This window comes from Oribacterium sp. WCC10 (assembly GCF_900113415.1).
GTDB lineage: Bacteria > Bacillota > Clostridia > Lachnospirales > Lachnospiraceae > Oribacterium.
This window is the reverse complement of the sequence record NZ_FOPH01000006.1, coordinates 117,505-134,444: the sequence shown is the minus strand read 5'-3', so window position 1 is coordinate 134,444 and position 16,940 is coordinate 117,505. Positions and strand designations below refer to the sequence as shown.

At 40.9% G+C, this 16,940-nt stretch carries 21 protein-coding genes; all 21 read right to left on the bottom strand.

Annotation, left to right across the window (positions count from 1 at the left end; translation table 11 throughout):
- Window positions 1-5 precede the first annotated feature (5 nt).
- Window positions 6-311: a 50S ribosomal protein L24 gene (rplX, locus tag BM294_RS06380; RefSeq protein WP_091205852.1), complete on the bottom strand. Its 306-nt coding sequence runs from the start codon at window positions 309-311 to the stop codon at window positions 6-8.
- Between the two features lie 12 nt (window positions 312-323).
- Window positions 324-692 (bottom strand): 50S ribosomal protein L14, encoded by a 369-nt coding sequence (gene rplN, locus BM294_RS06375; RefSeq protein WP_044996662.1) that lies wholly within the window; start codon window positions 690-692, stop codon window positions 324-326.
- A gap of 25 nt (window positions 693-717) precedes the next feature.
- Window positions 718-972 (bottom strand): 30S ribosomal protein S17, encoded by a 255-nt coding sequence (gene rpsQ, locus BM294_RS06370; protein WP_029199695.1) that lies wholly within the window; start codon window positions 970-972, stop codon window positions 718-720.
- A gap of 17 nt (window positions 973-989) precedes the next feature.
- Window positions 990-1,193, bottom strand: a complete 204-nt coding sequence (gene rpmC, locus BM294_RS06365) for a 50S ribosomal protein L29 (protein ID WP_029199696.1) — start codon at window positions 1,191-1,193, stop codon at window positions 990-992.
- Entirely contained in the window at window positions 1,193-1,621 is a 429-nt protein-coding gene (gene rplP / locus BM294_RS06360) for a 50S ribosomal protein L16 (RefSeq protein WP_036607922.1), read from the bottom strand. The genes rpmC and rplP overlap by 1 nt, the downstream gene beginning before the upstream one ends.
- A 2-nt stretch (window positions 1,622-1,623) precedes the next feature.
- Window positions 1,624-2,286 (bottom strand): 30S ribosomal protein S3, encoded by a 663-nt coding sequence (gene rpsC, locus BM294_RS06355; RefSeq protein WP_091205851.1) that lies wholly within the window; start codon window positions 2,284-2,286, stop codon window positions 1,624-1,626.
- A gap of 14 nt (window positions 2,287-2,300) precedes the next feature.
- Complete coding sequence (gene rplV / locus BM294_RS06350; RefSeq protein ID WP_036607917.1) at window positions 2,301-2,690, bottom strand: 50S ribosomal protein L22; 390 nt, start codon at window positions 2,688-2,690, stop codon at window positions 2,301-2,303.
- 35 nt (window positions 2,691-2,725) lie between these two features.
- Window positions 2,726-2,998 (bottom strand): 30S ribosomal protein S19, encoded by a 273-nt coding sequence (gene rpsS, locus BM294_RS06345; RefSeq protein WP_091205849.1) that lies wholly within the window; start codon window positions 2,996-2,998, stop codon window positions 2,726-2,728.
- 19 nt (window positions 2,999-3,017) lie between these two features.
- The gene (gene rplB, locus BM294_RS06340) at window positions 3,018-3,863 is read right to left on the bottom strand and encodes a 50S ribosomal protein L2 (RefSeq protein ID WP_091205847.1); all 846 of its coding nucleotides are present in this window, start codon (window positions 3,861-3,863) and stop codon (window positions 3,018-3,020) included.
- Window positions 3,864-3,943: 80 nt separating this feature from the next.
- Window positions 3,944-4,243, bottom strand: coding sequence for a 50S ribosomal protein L23 (gene rplW, locus BM294_RS06335; protein ID WP_091205846.1), 300 nt, complete (start codon window positions 4,241-4,243; stop codon window positions 3,944-3,946).
- Window positions 4,243-4,863, bottom strand: a complete 621-nt coding sequence (gene rplD / locus BM294_RS06330) for a 50S ribosomal protein L4 (protein WP_091205844.1) — start codon at window positions 4,861-4,863, stop codon at window positions 4,243-4,245. Before rplD ends, rplW begins: the two co-directional genes overlap by 1 nt.
- A 25-nt stretch (window positions 4,864-4,888) precedes the next feature.
- Complete coding sequence (rplC, locus tag BM294_RS06325) at window positions 4,889-5,518, bottom strand: 50S ribosomal protein L3 (RefSeq protein WP_036607906.1); 630 nt, start codon at window positions 5,516-5,518, stop codon at window positions 4,889-4,891.
- 52 nt (window positions 5,519-5,570) lie between these two features.
- Window positions 5,571-5,888 (bottom strand): 30S ribosomal protein S10, encoded by a 318-nt coding sequence (gene rpsJ / locus BM294_RS06320; protein WP_029199705.1) that lies wholly within the window; start codon window positions 5,886-5,888, stop codon window positions 5,571-5,573.
- Window positions 5,889-6,556: 668 nt separating this feature from the next.
- Window positions 6,557-7,810: a PspC-like choline-binding domain-containing protein gene (locus BM294_RS06315; protein WP_091205842.1), complete on the bottom strand. Its 1,254-nt coding sequence runs from the start codon at window positions 7,808-7,810 to the stop codon at window positions 6,557-6,559.
- 197 nt (window positions 7,811-8,007) lie between these two features.
- Window positions 8,008-9,009, bottom strand: coding sequence for a class I SAM-dependent methyltransferase (locus BM294_RS06310; RefSeq protein WP_091205840.1), 1,002 nt, complete (start codon window positions 9,007-9,009; stop codon window positions 8,008-8,010).
- A 3-nt stretch (window positions 9,010-9,012) separates the two neighbouring features.
- Window positions 9,013-10,206 (bottom strand): acyltransferase family protein, encoded by a 1,194-nt coding sequence (locus BM294_RS06305; RefSeq protein WP_175494566.1) that lies wholly within the window; start codon window positions 10,204-10,206, stop codon window positions 9,013-9,015.
- Between the two features lie 113 nt (window positions 10,207-10,319).
- Entirely contained in the window at window positions 10,320-11,537 is a 1,218-nt protein-coding gene (locus tag BM294_RS06300) for a ribose-phosphate pyrophosphokinase (RefSeq protein ID WP_091205837.1), read from the bottom strand.
- Between the two features lie 158 nt (window positions 11,538-11,695).
- Window positions 11,696-12,664, bottom strand: coding sequence for an ATP-binding protein (locus BM294_RS06295; RefSeq protein WP_091205835.1), 969 nt, complete (start codon window positions 12,662-12,664; stop codon window positions 11,696-11,698).
- Complete coding sequence (locus BM294_RS06290) at window positions 12,651-13,421, bottom strand: DnaD domain-containing protein (RefSeq protein ID WP_175494564.1); 771 nt, start codon at window positions 13,419-13,421, stop codon at window positions 12,651-12,653. Before BM294_RS06290 ends, BM294_RS06295 begins: the two co-directional genes overlap by 14 nt.
- 656 nt (window positions 13,422-14,077) lie before the next feature.
- On the bottom strand, window positions 14,078-15,478 hold the full coding sequence (gene murC / locus BM294_RS06285) for a UDP-N-acetylmuramate--L-alanine ligase (RefSeq protein ID WP_091205831.1): 1,401 nt from the start codon (window positions 15,476-15,478) through the stop codon (window positions 14,078-14,080).
- A 206-nt stretch (window positions 15,479-15,684) separates the two neighbouring features.
- The gene (locus BM294_RS06280; protein WP_091205830.1) at window positions 15,685-16,824 is read right to left on the bottom strand and encodes a TRAP transporter substrate-binding protein; all 1,140 of its coding nucleotides are present in this window, start codon (window positions 16,822-16,824) and stop codon (window positions 15,685-15,687) included.
- Window positions 16,825-16,940: the final 116 nt, after the last annotated feature.

Sequence of the window (16,940 nt, the reverse complement as noted above, 5' to 3'; positions counted from 1 at the left end):
TTCTCTTAGTCGATAACCTTACCAGTTTTCTTTGCAACTCTAACCTTCTTGCCGTCTCTGATCTCAAAGCCAACACGTGTAGGCTGTCCATCAACTACGAGCATAACATTAGAAGCATCAATTGCTGCTTCCTTATGAAGGATGCCACCCTGAGGGTTAGTCTGAGATGGCTTCTGGTGCTTGGTTACCATATTGCAGCCTTCAACGACTACTTTATTGGTTGCCGGGTCAAAAGAAAGTACCTTGCCCTGCTTGCCATTGTCCTTACCGGCAATGATCTGTACCATATCGTCTTTCTTAATTCTACGCATCTGGTAACCTCCTTACAGTACTTCCGGAGCGAGTGAAACGATCTTCATGTAACCATGATCACGAAGCTCTCTTGCTACCGGTCCAAAAATACGAGTTCCCTTTGGTGTTCCATCATCCTTGAGAATAACAGCTGCATTCTCATCGAACTTGATGTAGCTACCATCTTTACGACGAATATCGTCTACTGTTCTAACTACAACAGCCTTTACAACATCGCCCTTCTTTACCTGTCCGCCAGGGATTGCATCCTTAACAGATGCCACGATTGTATCTCCGACTGCAGCATATCTTCTGGTTGAGCCACCCATAACGCGGATGCAAAGAAGCTCTTTTGCACCTGTGTTATCAGCAACTCTAAGTCTTGTTTCCTGCTGAATCATATAATGCTCCTTCCTTGCCTCTTAATTATTTAGCCTTCTCAATGATCTCTGTCAGTCTCCATCTCTTGGTCTTTGACAGCGGTCTTGTAGCCATAACCTTAACAGTATCGCCTACACCAGCCTCGTTGTTCTCGTCATGAGCATAGATCTTAACTGTTCTCTTAACGATCTTACCGATTACCGGATGCTTAACGTGATCTTCGATAGCGATAACGATGGTCTTGTCCATCTTTGCACTAACGACCTTACCGGTACGTGTCTTTCTAAGATTTCTCTCCATTGTTGTGCTCTCCTTTCTCACGCTTTAGCTTTCTCTGTGATAACTGTCTGAATACGCGCGATGTTCTTACGAACCTCTGTTATTCTAGCTGTATTATCAAGCTGATTTGTTGCGTTCTGGAATCTCAGGTTAAAGAGTTCCTTCTTGGCTGAAACAAGGTCAGCATTAAGCTGCTCTGTTGACTTTGCCTTTAACTCATCTAAGTAGGTTTTCTTCTTCATTAGTTATCACCGCCTTCCAGATCGGCCTTGGAAACGATCTTGCAATTGCAAGGAAGCTTGTGTGATGCAAGTCTAAGTGCCTCTCTTGCGATCTCCTCAGGTACTCCAGCAATCTCGAACATTACTCTACCTGGCTTAACAACTGCTACCCAATATTCTACAGCGCCCTTTCCGGATCCCATTCTGACTCCAAGTGGCTTAGCTGTAATTGGCTTATCAGGGAAGATCTTAATCCAAACCTGACCGCCACGCTTAATGTATCTTGTAAGAGCTACTCTGGCTGCCTCAATCTGGTTTGATCTAATCCAGCAAGGCTCAGTTGCGACAATACCAAACTCACCATAAGAAATCTTGTTTCCTCTGGTTGCTTTGCCCTTCATGTTTCCACGAATCTGCTTACGATACTTCGTTCTCTTTGGCATTAACATAATTACTTATCGCTCCCTTCCTTGTTTTTCTTGGCAGGAAGAACCTCTCCCTTGTATACCCAGACCTTAACGCCGAGCTTACCATATGTTGTATCAGCCTCTGCGAAGCCGTAATCAATGTCTGCTCTTAAAGTCTGAAGAGGAATAGTACCCTCAGAATAGAACTCACGTCTAGCAATATCTGCACCGCCAAGACGTCCTGAAACTGATGCCTTGATACCAAGAACGCCAGACTTCATTGTTCTCTGCATTGCCTGCTTCATTGCTCTTCTGAAAGATACACGGTTCTCAAGTGACAGTGCGATATTCTCTGCAACAAGCTGAGCATCACGATCCGGTCTCTTGATTTCCTTAATATCGATATTAACGTTCTTAGAAGTAAACTTCTGAACTTCTTTTCTTACCTTCTCGATCTCTGCGCCGCCCTTACCGATTACAAAACCAGGCTTTGCTGTAAAGATTACTACACGAAGCTTATCGTTAGCAGCTCTCTCGATCTCGATCTTTGAAACGCCTGCAGAATAAAGTCTCTTCTTCAGGAATTTTCTAATATTGTAGTCCTCAACAAGTGTATCGCCAAAGTTCTTCTTGTCAGCATACCACTTGGAATCCCAATCTTTAATAACGCCGACTCTAATGCCGTGCGGATTGACTTTCTGTCCCATTTATATGCCTCCTTTTACTTTCTCTCGTCTAAAACTACAGTAATATGTGAGTTTCTCTTCAAAATTCTATAAGCTCTGCCCTGTGCTCTTGGATGAATTCTCTTCATTGTAGGAGCAGCACCTGCATAGCACTCAGCAACATAAAGATTGTCTCTGTTCATGTTGTTGTTGTTCTCTGCGTTTGCAGCAGCAGACTCAAGAAGCTTCTTTACTAATGTAGAAGCATATCTAGGGTTGTATGAAACAATACCGAGTGCCTCGTCAAGATTCTTGCCTCTGATAGCATCAAGAACGAAGCATGCCTTCTGAACTGATACTCTTGCATATGAAAGAGTAGCTGAAGGTCTCTTTACAGTATTTGCATTTCTCTCTCTCTTAATCTGAGATCTATGACCTTTTGACATTTTTTAAATGTCCTCCTTTCAAATATGCGCGAGTATTAAGCTCTCTTCTCGTTACCGCTGTGGCCGTGGAAAGTTCTTGTTACTACGAACTCACCAAGCTTGTGGCCAACCATGTCCTCTGTAACATATACAGGAACGTGCTTTCTTCCATCGTGAACCGCAATCGTGTGACCAACAAAAGATGGGAAGATTGTGGAACGGCGAGACCAAGTCTTGATAACAGTCTTGCTTCCGGAAGCGTTCATTGCATCTACAGCCTTCTTAAGTGAAGCATCGATGAATGGTCCTTTTTTAATTGAACGTGCCATATTTTTCTCTCCTCCTCAATTATTTGATGGCTCTACCATCACGTCTTCTGATAATAAGCTTGTTTGAAGCCTTCTTCTTGTTACGTGTCTTAAGGCCAAGTGCTGGCTTACCCCAAGGAGTGCAAGGTCCTGATCTACCGATAGGTGCTCTTCCTTCTCCACCGCCGTGTGGGTGATCGTTAGGGTTCATAACAGAACCACGAACTGTTGGACGCCATCCCATGTGTCTCTTTCTACCAGCCTTACCAATGTTGATAAGGTTGTGATCACCGTTACCTACAACGCCGATTGTTGCACGGCACTCGATAGGAACCATTCTCATCTCACCTGAAGGAAGACGAAGTGTTGCATACTTACCTTCCTTAGCCATAAGCTGAGCTGCGTTTCCTGCCGAACGAACCATACGTGCGCCCTTACCAGGAAGGAGCTCGATAGCATGTACGTTTGTACCTACAGGAATCTTTGAAAGAGGAAGACAGTTACCTACTCTTGCCTCTGCCTCAGGACCACTCATTACCTTCATGCCGTCTGTAAGACCGTTAGGAGCAAGAATGTATGCCTTTGCACCATCAGCATAAGCAATGAGAGCGATATTGGCTGTTCTGTTAGGATCATACTCGATTCCAATTACAGTTGCAGGAATTCCATCCTTTGTATTTCTCTTGAAATCGATGATTCTATATTTCTGTCTGTTTCCGCCACCCTGGTGACGAACAGTAATTTTACCCTGATTGTTTCTACCAGCGTTCTCCTTTACTGTTGAAAGAAGTGACTTCTCAGGAGTCTTCTTTGTAATCTCAGAAAAGTCAGAGCCGGTCATGTTTCTTCTCGAAGGTGTATAAGGTTTATATGTCTTAATACCCATGACTTTATTTCTCCTTTTAAGTTGTCACGTATAATAGAGAATTTTTCACGTGACTTTTTATGTATCGTCGTCTTTAAGAATTAAAGGCTCTTGAAAATCTCAATTTCCTTTGACTCTTCTGTAAGAGTAACGATAGCCTTCTTTGTCTTGGCTGTCTTACCAAAGTGAAGACCTCTTCTCTTGGTCTTTCCCTGCTGGTTCATTGTGTTCACAGCCTTTACCTTTGTTCCCTCGAACATCTTCTCAACGGCTTCTTTAACCTGAGACTTTGTTGCTTCAGGATTTACAAGGAATGTATACTTCTTGGATGCCATCTCGCCCATTGACTTCTCAGTGATAACCGGACGAAGAATAACGTCATAATACTTAATGTCTGCCATTATGCGTATACCTCCTGAATCTTCTCAACAGCTGCCTTTGTAGCAACTACTGTCTGGTACTTAAGAACGTCATAAACATTAAGTTCATTAACGCCAGCTGTCTTTACATCAACGATGTTTCTTGCTGAAAGTACTGTGTTCTTATCTGCTGAATCAAGAAGAACGAATGCCTTGTTTACCTTAAGAGCATCGAGCATTGCCTTGAAGTTCTTTGTCTTTATCTCATCAAACTTGATATCGTCGACAACGATAAGCTTGTTCTCAAGAACGGCATTGGAAAGTGCAGACTTAAGAGCTGCTCTCTTCTCCTTCTTGTTCATTGTTGTTGTATAATCACGTGGAGTTGGTGCGAATACTACTCCGCCGCCCTTCCACTGCGGTGCTCTGATTGAGCCCTGTCTTGCATGTCCTGTTCCCTTCTGTCTCCAAGGCTTTCTTCCGCCTCCTGAAACTTCAGAACGAGTTAATGCTTTCTGAGTGCCCTGACGCTTATTAGCAAGCTGAGCAACAACTGCGAGGTGAAGAAGGTGCTCGTTAACCTCAACTCCGAAAACGGAATCATTGAGATCCATCTTGCCAACTTCCTTACCCTGCATATCAAATACTGATACGTTAGCCATCTATATGTTCCTCCTTTCTTTCGTCTCAGGCCTTTACTGCTTCTTTAACAGTAATAAGAGCCTTCTTAGGTCCCGGTACAGCTCCCTTGATAAGAAGCAGGTTATTCTCAACATCAACCTTAACGATTGTAAGGTTCTGAGTTGTTACCTTAACTGCACCCATGTGAGAAGGCATTCCCTTACCAGGAAGTACTCTTGAAGGTGTAGCTGATGTACCGTTAGAACCCTGATGACGGTGGAACTTGGAACCGTGACCCATAGGTCCTCTGTGCTGACCATACTTTCTGATAGCTGACTCGAATCCCTTACCCTTTGAAATAGCGGTAACGTCTACCTTGTCACCCTCAGCGAAGATGTCTGCCTTAATCTCATCCTTAACATTGTAGTTCTCAGCATCCTCGAGTCTAAGCTCCTTAACAAATCTCTTGCAAGGAACGCCAGCCTTATCGAACTGACCCTTCTGTGGCTTGTTAACAAGCTTCTCTCTCTTATCCTGGAAACCAACCTGGATTGCTGCGTAACCGTCATTCTCAACTGTCTTAACCTGTGTAACTACACATGGGCCAGCCTGAAGTACAGTTACTGGAATAAGCACGCCATCTGCATCCCAGATCTGTGTCATTCCTACTTTTGTCGCTAAAATAGCTTTCTTCATTGTTTCTCCTTTCTACAGCGGAGTCCGATGACTCAGACTCATTCTAGAATCATTACTTGTTCTTCATCTTGATATCAACGTATACGCCTGCTGGCATCTCGAGTCTCTGAAGAGCATCCATTGTCTTCTGATTAGGACTGATAACGTCGATAAGTCTCTTGTGAGTTCTCTGCTCGAACTGCTCACGAGAATCCTTGTACTTATGTACAGCACGAAGGATTGTAACAACTTCCTTCTTTGTTGGAAGAGGTACTGGTCCGGAAACCTGTGAACCTGTCTTTTTGCAGTTCTCCACAATCTTTGCGGCTGATTCGTCCACAAGTGTGTGGTCGTAAGCCTTGAGTGTGATTCTCATTACTTGACTTGCCATAAAAAAAGTCGCCTCCTATCGGTAATTTGACGATAAGTCGGTGACTGTACATTAACTGCATACCAACACACGTGAGATGAGTGTTGTGTCTGCATCAAAATCCATTTGCTGTGTAATGGATTAAATTGTAGTACAGTGACCTGCCGTCAGTTTCTAAACTAGACATTCGCTCCATGAAGTTCTCTTACATGACTTATACTTGGTTGCCGTATCAGTTCTCAGGCGGAACCATCCGGTTCACTGGATCCTTTCGGATAATATCTGTACGGATCTTGGCTTTCGTCCATGTAAGCAATCTTCATTTCATCGCTATCATGTCACAGCGAATAATAAGATAACACAGCCTTTTCTTTATTTCAAGCGCTAATTTCGAAAAAATGTATAAAATAACATGCACTTCCACATAGCCGTGCGTATCTTTGTTAATGCACCGCACAACGGTTTAAACACCCCGCCGTGCGTGTCATACTATATCATTTTACTTTTGATTTTGCAATACCCATTTTTATTTTCCATTCGACAAACAATACCTTTATGTCCCTTTATGCTTATCCGTCCGAAATATATCATCATATGTCTAATCACGTTGTTCCACACACAGTATATTAATTATATGTTCTATATAAGAGAAAAGAGCCCGGCATAATACCGGACTCTCATAATCTATATCAATCAATTTCATCTATATCAGGAGATGTAGGTGTAAGTGTTTCAAAATTCCCGCTGATATTCTCTTTAAGCGTTCCATCCGAATTGGTAGAAACTTTGTTACCATCAGCATCCTTGAGACTTGTTTTACTCTTCTGAACAGATCCGCTTGTGGATATGACATAATCCTTGCCATTCACATTACATACCATATACTTGCAATCAGAATCAGCGCACTGGAGTTTACCATTATAATAGAGATAACCGTCCTTGACTCCTGTATATCCTCTTCCGTTAGACTGTGCATAGAAAGTAATACGATCTCCATCAGCTTCGGTCATAGTAAACTTTCCTGTCTTGGCCGAACACTCTGTTTTCTTAGATCCACAATAGTAGTAATATGACTCCGTCTCGCCTTCTGCACTACCCTTCTGCATCCCGTATACCGGATTGCCTTTCTCATTAAACAGGTACTTCTTTGAATTTATAGACTGTACAAGATATGATCCGCTTGTACCAGCTGCCACATACCCGTTGTTTTTGAAATAAAAGTATTCAACATCTCCTGTTGCAAGACTATCATCATATGTGCCCGAACTTGAAGAGCTCATAGGACCCACTACCGTGTACCATGTTCCGGCCACTTGCTGTCCTTCCTTGAAGCCATTTCCTGTCTTCTCTGCAAAATACATATAACCTGCTATCTCAGGCGATGCATCCGTCACTTTAGCCCAGCCGAGCTGCATTACACCATTTTCGTCAAAGCCGTATTTAACACCGTTAATAGTCTTTACTGCTATATTCTCGCCATCTGCATAATACTTCTGTGCATTACCCGGATTGAAATAAAACCACGCATATGAACCTGTTGTATAGTGGCTGTTATCAGAATAATAGTAGCTCATTTCATCGGGTATGGCTATATACTTCCAACCGGTTGCTGCCGCTCCGTAATTTGGGTCACAATAATACTTGTAATCATCAATCCAGCCAGTCTGCATAACGCCGTTGCCATCGAAATAATACTTATACCCGTTCACCGTCTGCCAACCATCTCTGCGCAATGTTCCGTCCTGTGTTGCATAATACCATATAACCTGGCCATTGCTGTTTGCCTTAATCCATGAGTTGGTCACAACGCTCCCACTGTCCTGAACATATACCTGCTCACCGCTTGCGTTGGTTGTCCAGCCTGCCGCCATAACATCAACAGCCGATATTGCTGCAAGCGCTCCTGCAACAAGCAAAAGCTTTGCAAGTTTCTCTCTTAACATATATAACACCCTCCCGATCATCCCCGCCGGGATCATCAATTATAGCCTATTAGACTTAACTTTAATTCTAGTTCTTACTTTATGTAATAATAATAGCTTTCAGAGGGGGTAATTTCAATTTCTATTCCATTAACAATCATCATGAAATAATTACGATTATCTTACACATATACGCTTTTAAGAGTATGTGTGTAATGTCAGTTCTTCGTCCATCTACCGGAACAACCGCAAGGCAGAACTAGTCCGGTTTCTGTTACAGGAAGCCCAACCTCTTCTGAATAAATATTCCCTCCGAGCTTTTCTTTTATAAGAACCCCAAGCATATAGCTCATAACTGCAGGCTGAAGTCCGGTTGTATACGAATTAATAAGGAAGAAAATACTATCTCTAGTAAGAAGTTCAGACGAAAGTTTTATAAGCTGATATACGGCATCTTCTATCTTCCAGATCTCTCCCTTGGGGCCTCTTCCATATGATGGTGGATCCATAATGATTGCATCATACTTATTTCCACGACGTATCTCTCTTTCAACAAACTTCATACAGTCATCCACCAGCCACCTGATAGGCGCCTGAGCAAGCCCAGATGCTTCAGCATTTTCCTTAGCCCACTGCACCATGCCCTTCGAAGCATCAACATGTGTGACGTGCGCACCCGCAGCAGCAGCCGCTAGTGTGGCCCCTCCCGTATACGCAAATAAATTGAGTACCTTGACAGGCTCTTCTATACCGTTCTTCTTTCTTCTGTCAACTTCACCCACTATAATGTCCGAGAACCAATCCCAATTTGCCGCCTGTTCAGGAAACAAACCTGTATGCTTAAACGCAAAGGGTTTAAGATGGAACGTTAATGTCCTCTGTTTTTCAGGAATACCTGCAAGATTTGCATAAACAGGTTCAACCGGTCGATATGTTTCCTTTGAATAATCCGCAAGATTTGATCTGCCTTTACCGGTTCCACCCAGTACATATGATATTTTCCACTGCTTCGGTAAATCAAAAAACTCCCATTCTCCACCGCCTCTATCAGAACGATGGTAATGCCCGTTCAGTTTTTTCCAATTTGGATTCTTAAAAGATGTCTGCCATATAACCTGGGGATCAGGCCTACGCAAAACATACTTCCCCCACCTCTCAAGCTTATCGCCCGAACTTGTATCTATCACTTCATAATCTTTCCAATGATCTGCTATAAACATTTGTCATCTTCCTCCACTGAGTATCTTCCATAATATAGAAACATGGCTTTTTAGCGCAACGCTCACCTCATATGCCACAAGCACACATATCGCCGGCAACAAAACATAAATCCCCAATCTTATTCCACGTTCAACGGTGCCATGATAGCCAATGTTCATGTACTCTAACATAAATCCTGTAAACCTGACAATAGGATAGTGTATCGCATACAAAAAGAAACCATTCTTCATAAATGCTGCAGCATTTAGTTTAGTCGACGAAATAATACACCACACTCCCATGCACAGAAGCAATCGTCTAAAAACATTAACCAAAAGCTGTCCCCCTACAGATAACACCCCCACCAAAATCTCTTTAGGATATTTCCTGATACAAGCCCCCAAAAATCCGGAAATATCTCCTCCGACATACCAGTATGCCCACACCCCCATGGCATGATGATTCACCGGCGCTATCACAAAATTCTGCATGCCTACGGTAGTTATGATCTGCGATATCCATGCAGCAAAGAGCAATGCCAGTCCTAAAATCATTTTTCTTTTAGAAGACGATTCAAAGAAATTACGGTGCCACTTCGCCAATGCTGCCCCTGCGAAATAATACAGAATAGCATCTTCATTTATGCAGGGAATATTTATCCCTCTTATCACAAGATATGAATATATTATAACCGATGCTATTGCAATCGTTCTGTTTTTAAGCAGTATATATATCATTGGAGCACATATAGTAAGAAGTATGAGCTGGTATAGATACCAAAATACCGGATTGAACTTGTACCGTATAATCGCATCAATCATATTCTGCTGCCCAAGAGATGTTTTACCCATAACCAAATATATAATATAGTACAAAAAATTCCATGCAACAAAAGGAAGCAAAAGAGAGACTATTCGCTCTTTCCATTTTCTCACTATACTTTCAAGTTTGCTCAGATTGCGAAAAAACAGATATCCTGACATCATAAAAAAGCCCGGTACCGCTGACTGCCCCAATGAATTAGAAAAAAAATTCTCTATATGCGCTTCTACACCGGTTAGTCCGGAAAGATTTATGGAATTATAATCTGAGGATTGTATCATCATGAGCAGAATAGAATTATCATCCGCAAAGTTCACAGAATGAACCAGAATAACCAAAATGCTCAATATAAATGTGTATACATACACTTTGTTTGAAAATCTGCTCTTTTCCAAGTTCATCCTCCTGCCGGTAATCAATAAAGGACTGTCCTTTTGGGACAGCCCTTTATCTTAACAAGCCATAACAAATATCCATTAAACTCTTCGTATGGCTTAATATATATGTTTTATTCAAAAGACAGTTCCATCTGCTTATTTACGCCTGAACGATGTTCCTTATATGCAGCGACCTTCTGATTGATTCTTGTAGATGTGTCAAGGATAGGAGAAATTGACATATCATGATTAAGGTTATCAATGAGGAGTGCGATATACTTGGACATATCTACGCTTCTGTACCAAGGCTTTGTGAGAAGCTCCGGCTGCTGATAAATAAGGTTTGTTGTATATACTCCGTTTAAAGTTCCGCTTGCATAAGCCTGATCGAACTTATTGAATCCGGATGTAAAAAGGCCAAAAGTACAACATGCAAATACTCTCTTTGCCTTGCGCTCCTTCAATTCCTTAGCTGTATCTATCAATGATTCACCGGAGGAGATCATATCATCAATGATAAATACATCCTTACCTTCAACGTCACTTCCAAGGAACTCATGAGCAACTATAGGATTTCTTCCGTTTACTACCTGAGCATAGTCACGGCGTTTGTAGAACATACCCATATCTATTCCTAAAACGTTGGCATAATAGATAGCTCTGCCCATTCCACCTTCATCAGGCGAAATGATCATCATATGATCCTTATCGATATCAAGGTCATCAATACTGTTGAGTATTGCTTTTATGAACTGGTATGAACATGAGATATTATCAAAGCTGTCTCTCGGGATAGCATTCATAACTCTAGGATCATGTGCATCAAAAGTGATAAAGTTCTCAACACCCATCTCATGAAGTTCCTGAAGCATGATAGCACAGTCAAGAGACTCACGGCCAGTACGCTTATGCTGGCGAGACTCATACATGAAAGGCATGATAACATTGATGCGCTTTGCCTTGCCTGTTGTGGCAGCAATCACTCTCTTCAGATCTGAATAGTGATCATCGGGTGACATGTGGTTGATCTGTCCGAAAAGGCTGTATGTCTGAGCATAGTTCATAACATCAACCATAAGGTAAAGGTCAACTCCACGCACGGTTTCCAAAATGTTAGCCTTTGCTTCACCTGATCCAAAACGTGAAACTTTTGACTTAACGATATAGCTATCCTTCTGATAACCGTTAAATGCAATAGTTTCCTTATGCTCGCTCTCACGCTGTGCACGCCACTTTGATAAGTATTCATCCACTCTCTGTCCAAGCGGCATAATTGAATCAAGCGGCATAAGAGCAAGTGGTCCAACCGGAATACGTTCAATAAACTCTGAAGTTCTGGAATCTGACATTTCTTTTTCTCCTCCTTAAGAACTGTCCTAAAACAAATACTGCAAAAACATGTAAACAGTAATCTGTAAACATCTTAATTATAAACAGTCATATATGGCGTCAAACTCCTTTTCCGCCCCATGACCACTAGATAAATTACTTCATCGTTTGTAAGCTGTCAATACAGTCTTTGATCATTGCCATACAGCGGAATGATGGAATAATCAGAAATAATACGTGAACAAACACGCTCTGAGTACAAATCTCTAATCATATTTAAACTAAGATTGGTAGAAATGATCACAGATTTATGGAAAACCATGCGTTGATTTAGTACATAAAACAGTTTTGATGTTGTATAGCTATTATTTAATTCTGTACCTAAATCATCTATAACCAGAAGGTCACAATCCAATATCGCATCCTGTATCTCCTGCTGCTCTTCATCATCGTTTCTCATGGCTTTGGAAAAGCTTTCAAATAGATCTGTACTTGTAAGATATATAACAGAATGGTAGTTATCCATAAGTGCCTTAGCAATGCAGTTCATCAGAAAAGTCTTTCCTGTACCTGTACTTCCGGTAAACATAATATTGCCGTGATATTTATCAAAATCCCTGATCCACTGCTGAAGGAACTCATAATTCTCTTTCATATAGTCTCTGTTAGTTCTGCCATCAGCAAGTATGGGCTTCACACCATCATATCTGTTTATATCGAAGTGATCAAAATTCTGATCCTTTACTATCTTATCTATATTGGACTGCTGATAAAGATACTTCATCTGCATCTCTATAAAGCAATGGCACTTTTTTCCGTTGATAAATCCGGTATCTCGACAATGGGGACAGGAATATCTGAGTTCAAGAAAATCTTCCGGAAGCCCATTCTCAATCAAAATCTCTTTTTTTCGCTTTTGAACTTCTTCTATAACAGACTTTAGTGCAGACAGTTTATCCTTCTGTCCCTCCCGCATAAGACGAAAAGTCTTTAACGACTCTGAACGCACAAAGTCTTCCAGAGTTTTCAACTCCGGAAGCTTCTGATATGCCATCCTGCGTCTATCCTCAAGCTGTCTGTTATCTTCTCTCTGACGCTCGTCGTAAACGCGCATTATTTGATTAAACTGTGCATTAGTTAGTGACATTATTCATCCTGTTCAGTACACGTGTATTTACAATACTATCGTAATCCACTTCTCTCTGTTCAAAATTTATAAATCTGTTTGGCTTTGCAACAGGCTTCGACACCTTCGGAGTAGCCTTTTTTGCAGCCTTCTCTTCAAATGACTTAACAAGTTCTCTTGCCTGTGAAAGTGACACAACGCCCTGCTCATGCCAATTTATAGCAACAGCCTGCATATACTTATAAGTAGTTTTCTTGATACTTGCGCAATACTCAAGAAGATACTCTATAACATCTGCCGACATATTAAGATCTTTATACATATACTTAAGAACTTCAATCTGCCTGATGCTTGGAAGAGTCGGAAGTATATGCTTTGCCACAAAAAGAATACCCTTAAACTCTTCATCATCCTGTACATCGTCAACCGTTCCCTCTAAATGCGCAATCTTTTCATCTGCTTTGGTAAACTCAGCTTCAAATGAAGCATTTGTATCTGCAGGTTTTTCTTCGGCCTCATCTTTATCGACAGACACCCCTGCTGCACTCTTAAATACGCCAAGTTTTTCCCAATATCTGACAGCTCTCTCTATATCATTATCTGTGAGATTGAGTGAATCTGCAGCATTTCCTACAGAAAAACGCTCACCTTTGTGTCTCAGCATATATAAATAGACTTTTATATAGTCTCCATTTGCAGTTCCAAGATACTTATCAAGGAAATCATCCGATATACACGTAGCATGAACCGCAAGATTATCAACAATATTTGTGCCCATCTCATAAACCCCCAAAAACGCATGAAGCAACAATGTCTGCCTTGCAAACAGACATAGCTTCCTTCGGTGCATAGATATTAACACACTAAATTTGGGGCTTCAATAAGCCCAGTCCACAACTTTATCCACCATATTTGTCCACATTGGTGTGGATAATGTGCACTACTAAAATGTCAAGTGGAGTCCAAAATTATTTTAATTTGTTTACAACCTAATTACAATAATCAAAATACGCAAAATCCGATGTCAACACCTGCAATAAATTGTATTTTTAAAATACACATCAGGGTTATCCACATTTTGGCGGTGGATTTCCTTTGCTTTCTGTGGAATAGAATTTATTTTTATTTTCACAAAACACTTATAGTGGTACGTATACACCCAATATTTCTTTGTTTTTTACTCCCAATCCCAAAATTTCATTATTTTTAACCATTATTGCACAAAAAAGATCAAATGTGGAATTCTTTATTATTCTTATAGGTTTATAAATTTCCGCTTATACCGCATACTTTTAGGAAATTATTTTTGTTGTTTTTAACGGTTTTTATAATCGTATTGATAATCATCTTATTCATATCTAATAGTTCACACTGTTCTTATTTAGAATATATTACAATAAAAAAAGAAACGGCTAACACCGTTTCTTTCAATAATCACTCTTCCACTACTGCTCCCGGAAGTTTCAAAAGATCTTCTCCTACCTCATATATATTTCCGGCTCCCATGGTGATAAGGACATCTCCTTCTTTCACATGACTTATAAGAAAATCTTCAATTGCATCAAACTCAGGGATGTAGTACACATTGGTATTCTGTTCAAGCATATGTTTTCTAAGATCATCTGAACTTATTCCGATGGTATTTTTTTCTCTTGCCGCATATATATCAGCAAGTACTATCTCATCAGCCTGACTTAGCGCTCCGGCAAAATCGTCAAGAAGCGCTGCTGTACGGCTATATGTATGTGGCTGAAAAGCAATCCATAATTTTCTGTGCGGATACTTCTTGGCTGCCTCAATAGTTGCCGCAATCTCCTGGGGATGATGAGCATAATCATCAATTATGGTAAATCCGTTAACTGTTCCTTTTTTTTGGAAACGACGGTCGGTTCCTGTAAATTTCCTTAGCCCCTCAAGAATCGCATCCATATCTATACCAAGTTCACGACATACTGCAATTGCCGCCATAGAGTTATAAATATTATGTTCTCCTGTAACTCCCAAAGTCACCCTCGTAACTTCTTTGCCTTTATAGAACAAGGTATATGTAGGATGTGCAAGCTTATCGTAACTGATAAAGTTGGCAGTATAGTCTGCGCTCTTATCATGTCCAAAGGTTACACATCTGCACTTTAATCCTTCAGTGAAATACTCACAATGCTTGATATCACTGTTGATAACCAATAGTCCGTCTGTAGGAAGCTTCTCCGCAAAAAGTCTGAAACTATGACGTATATCGTCTATATCCTTAAAGAAATCCAAATGATCGGCCTCAACATTGAGAATAACCTCTATGGTAGGGAAAAAGGATAAAAAGGAATTTGTATATTCACAAGCCTCAACCACAAAAGTATCCTCACCACCTACACGTATATTGCCACCTATATCCTTTAACATACCACCTACAGATACTGTAGGATCTTCCTGAGCTGCAAGAAGAATTTCAGTGATCATCGAAGTGGTAGTAGTCTTTCCATGTGTTCCGGAAACATTGATGGCCTGCTTATAGTTTCTCATGATTTCACCGAGAAGCTGTGCTCTCGTAAGCATGGGTATCTCAGCCTTTTGAGCAGCAGCAAATTCCGGATTGTCCGGATGTATGGCAGCTGTATAGACCACAACATCTATATCATTTGTGATATTCTCAGCCTTCTGTGGATAATTAACGATAGCCCCTTCACTTATAAGTTTCTTTGTAAGTTCCGACTCCTTGCTGTCAGAACCGGAAATAACAAAATGTCTCGAGAGAAGTATCTCTGCAAGACCACTCATTGAAATGCCACCGATACCTATAAAATGCACATGAACAGGCTGGTCAAATTTTATCTGATACATCTATATACCTTCTTACTATTATCATGTTTAAGAGTAGCTTGATTGAGCTGTAACATAATCTGCTTCCGCTCTCATAATTCTCAGATTATATCATCGTGAAATGCATAACGCAAGGGAGGCTGTCTCCGTCATACCCGTAAAGACCGTACCACTATATCATCTTAAGTCACAAAATACCCCCATTAAAACCTTTGAACACTTTTTCATTATGTAAGTGCCCTTATCTCTGCATATACATCCGCAAGATTGCCCTTAGAATTATCCTCTGCTATAGCACGACAAGCATCCTGCCATGGAGCCATATCACCAATATCTATAACATTACAGCCACGTGCCTTAAGTTTCTCAAGTGTATCATTCTCTGTCTCTGCAGCAATAGAATGACAGTAATCAGAAGCTATCTTTGAAGCCTCCTCTATAACAGCTCTCTGATTATCTGTAAGTTTATTTTTCCACGAGTCTTCTGATATAACAACTTCTATAGCCCCTAGTGTATGACTGTCGAGTGTCAGATTTGGAGCCACCTCATCAAATCTGTTTGATGCATAATTCACTATCGGCTGTTCCGCACCATCTATAGTGTTTTTCTGAAGCGAAGCATGCAGTTCTGTCACGGAAACTGTTGCTGCTGTTGCTCCAAGAGACTCTACCATCTTAACCATGATAGGATCATTTGATACTCTGATTTTCAAACCTTTAAAATCTTCAACCGATAAAACAGGCTTGTCCTTTACTGTGAAGAAATGTCTGAACCCCTCCTCACCGTAGAAGAGCCCTTTAACACCGATTCCTGACTCCTCCGACTCATTGAGAATCTCCGTACCAATATCGCTGTTAACAAATTTCCAATAGTGCTCTCTAGATTCAAATGTATACGGAAGTGAAAGAAGAACTGACTTCTTTGCTCCGTAAATCGTGAGTACAAACGTCGAAATACGTGAGATATCAATACCACGTCCATCAAGCATAGCATCAACCACTTCTGTTTCACTGCCAAATATGCCCGATCCTTTAAGATCAATTGTGATGGAGCCTCCTGATATTTCTTCAACAGCTTCGACAAACTTCCTGTCCATCTTTCCACATATTGTATCATTCAAAGGGTTCACTTCAGCCATAACCAGAACCACCTTAGGATCCTTTGAAGCTGCCTCATTAACTATGTATTCATCCTCTTCTGCCAATGTATCATGAGCAGTCTCCGTTTCCTCTGATACCATTGTTGTCTCAGCCACCATTGTTTCTTCTGTTTTTGTTTCCACGACCTTTAAAGAATCACCGCATGACGCTAAAGAAACCGAAATCAATGTCGCCGCTAGAATTCCTCCCGGGATTTTATTCTTCATACTAAATCACTCCAGTTAGTGCTTTCTATACTTTTCAGCACATATTATACCCTATTGAAACCATTGACCAGTCATGCAAATCCAACCAATGATTATTCATCTTTTACACCCGGCAA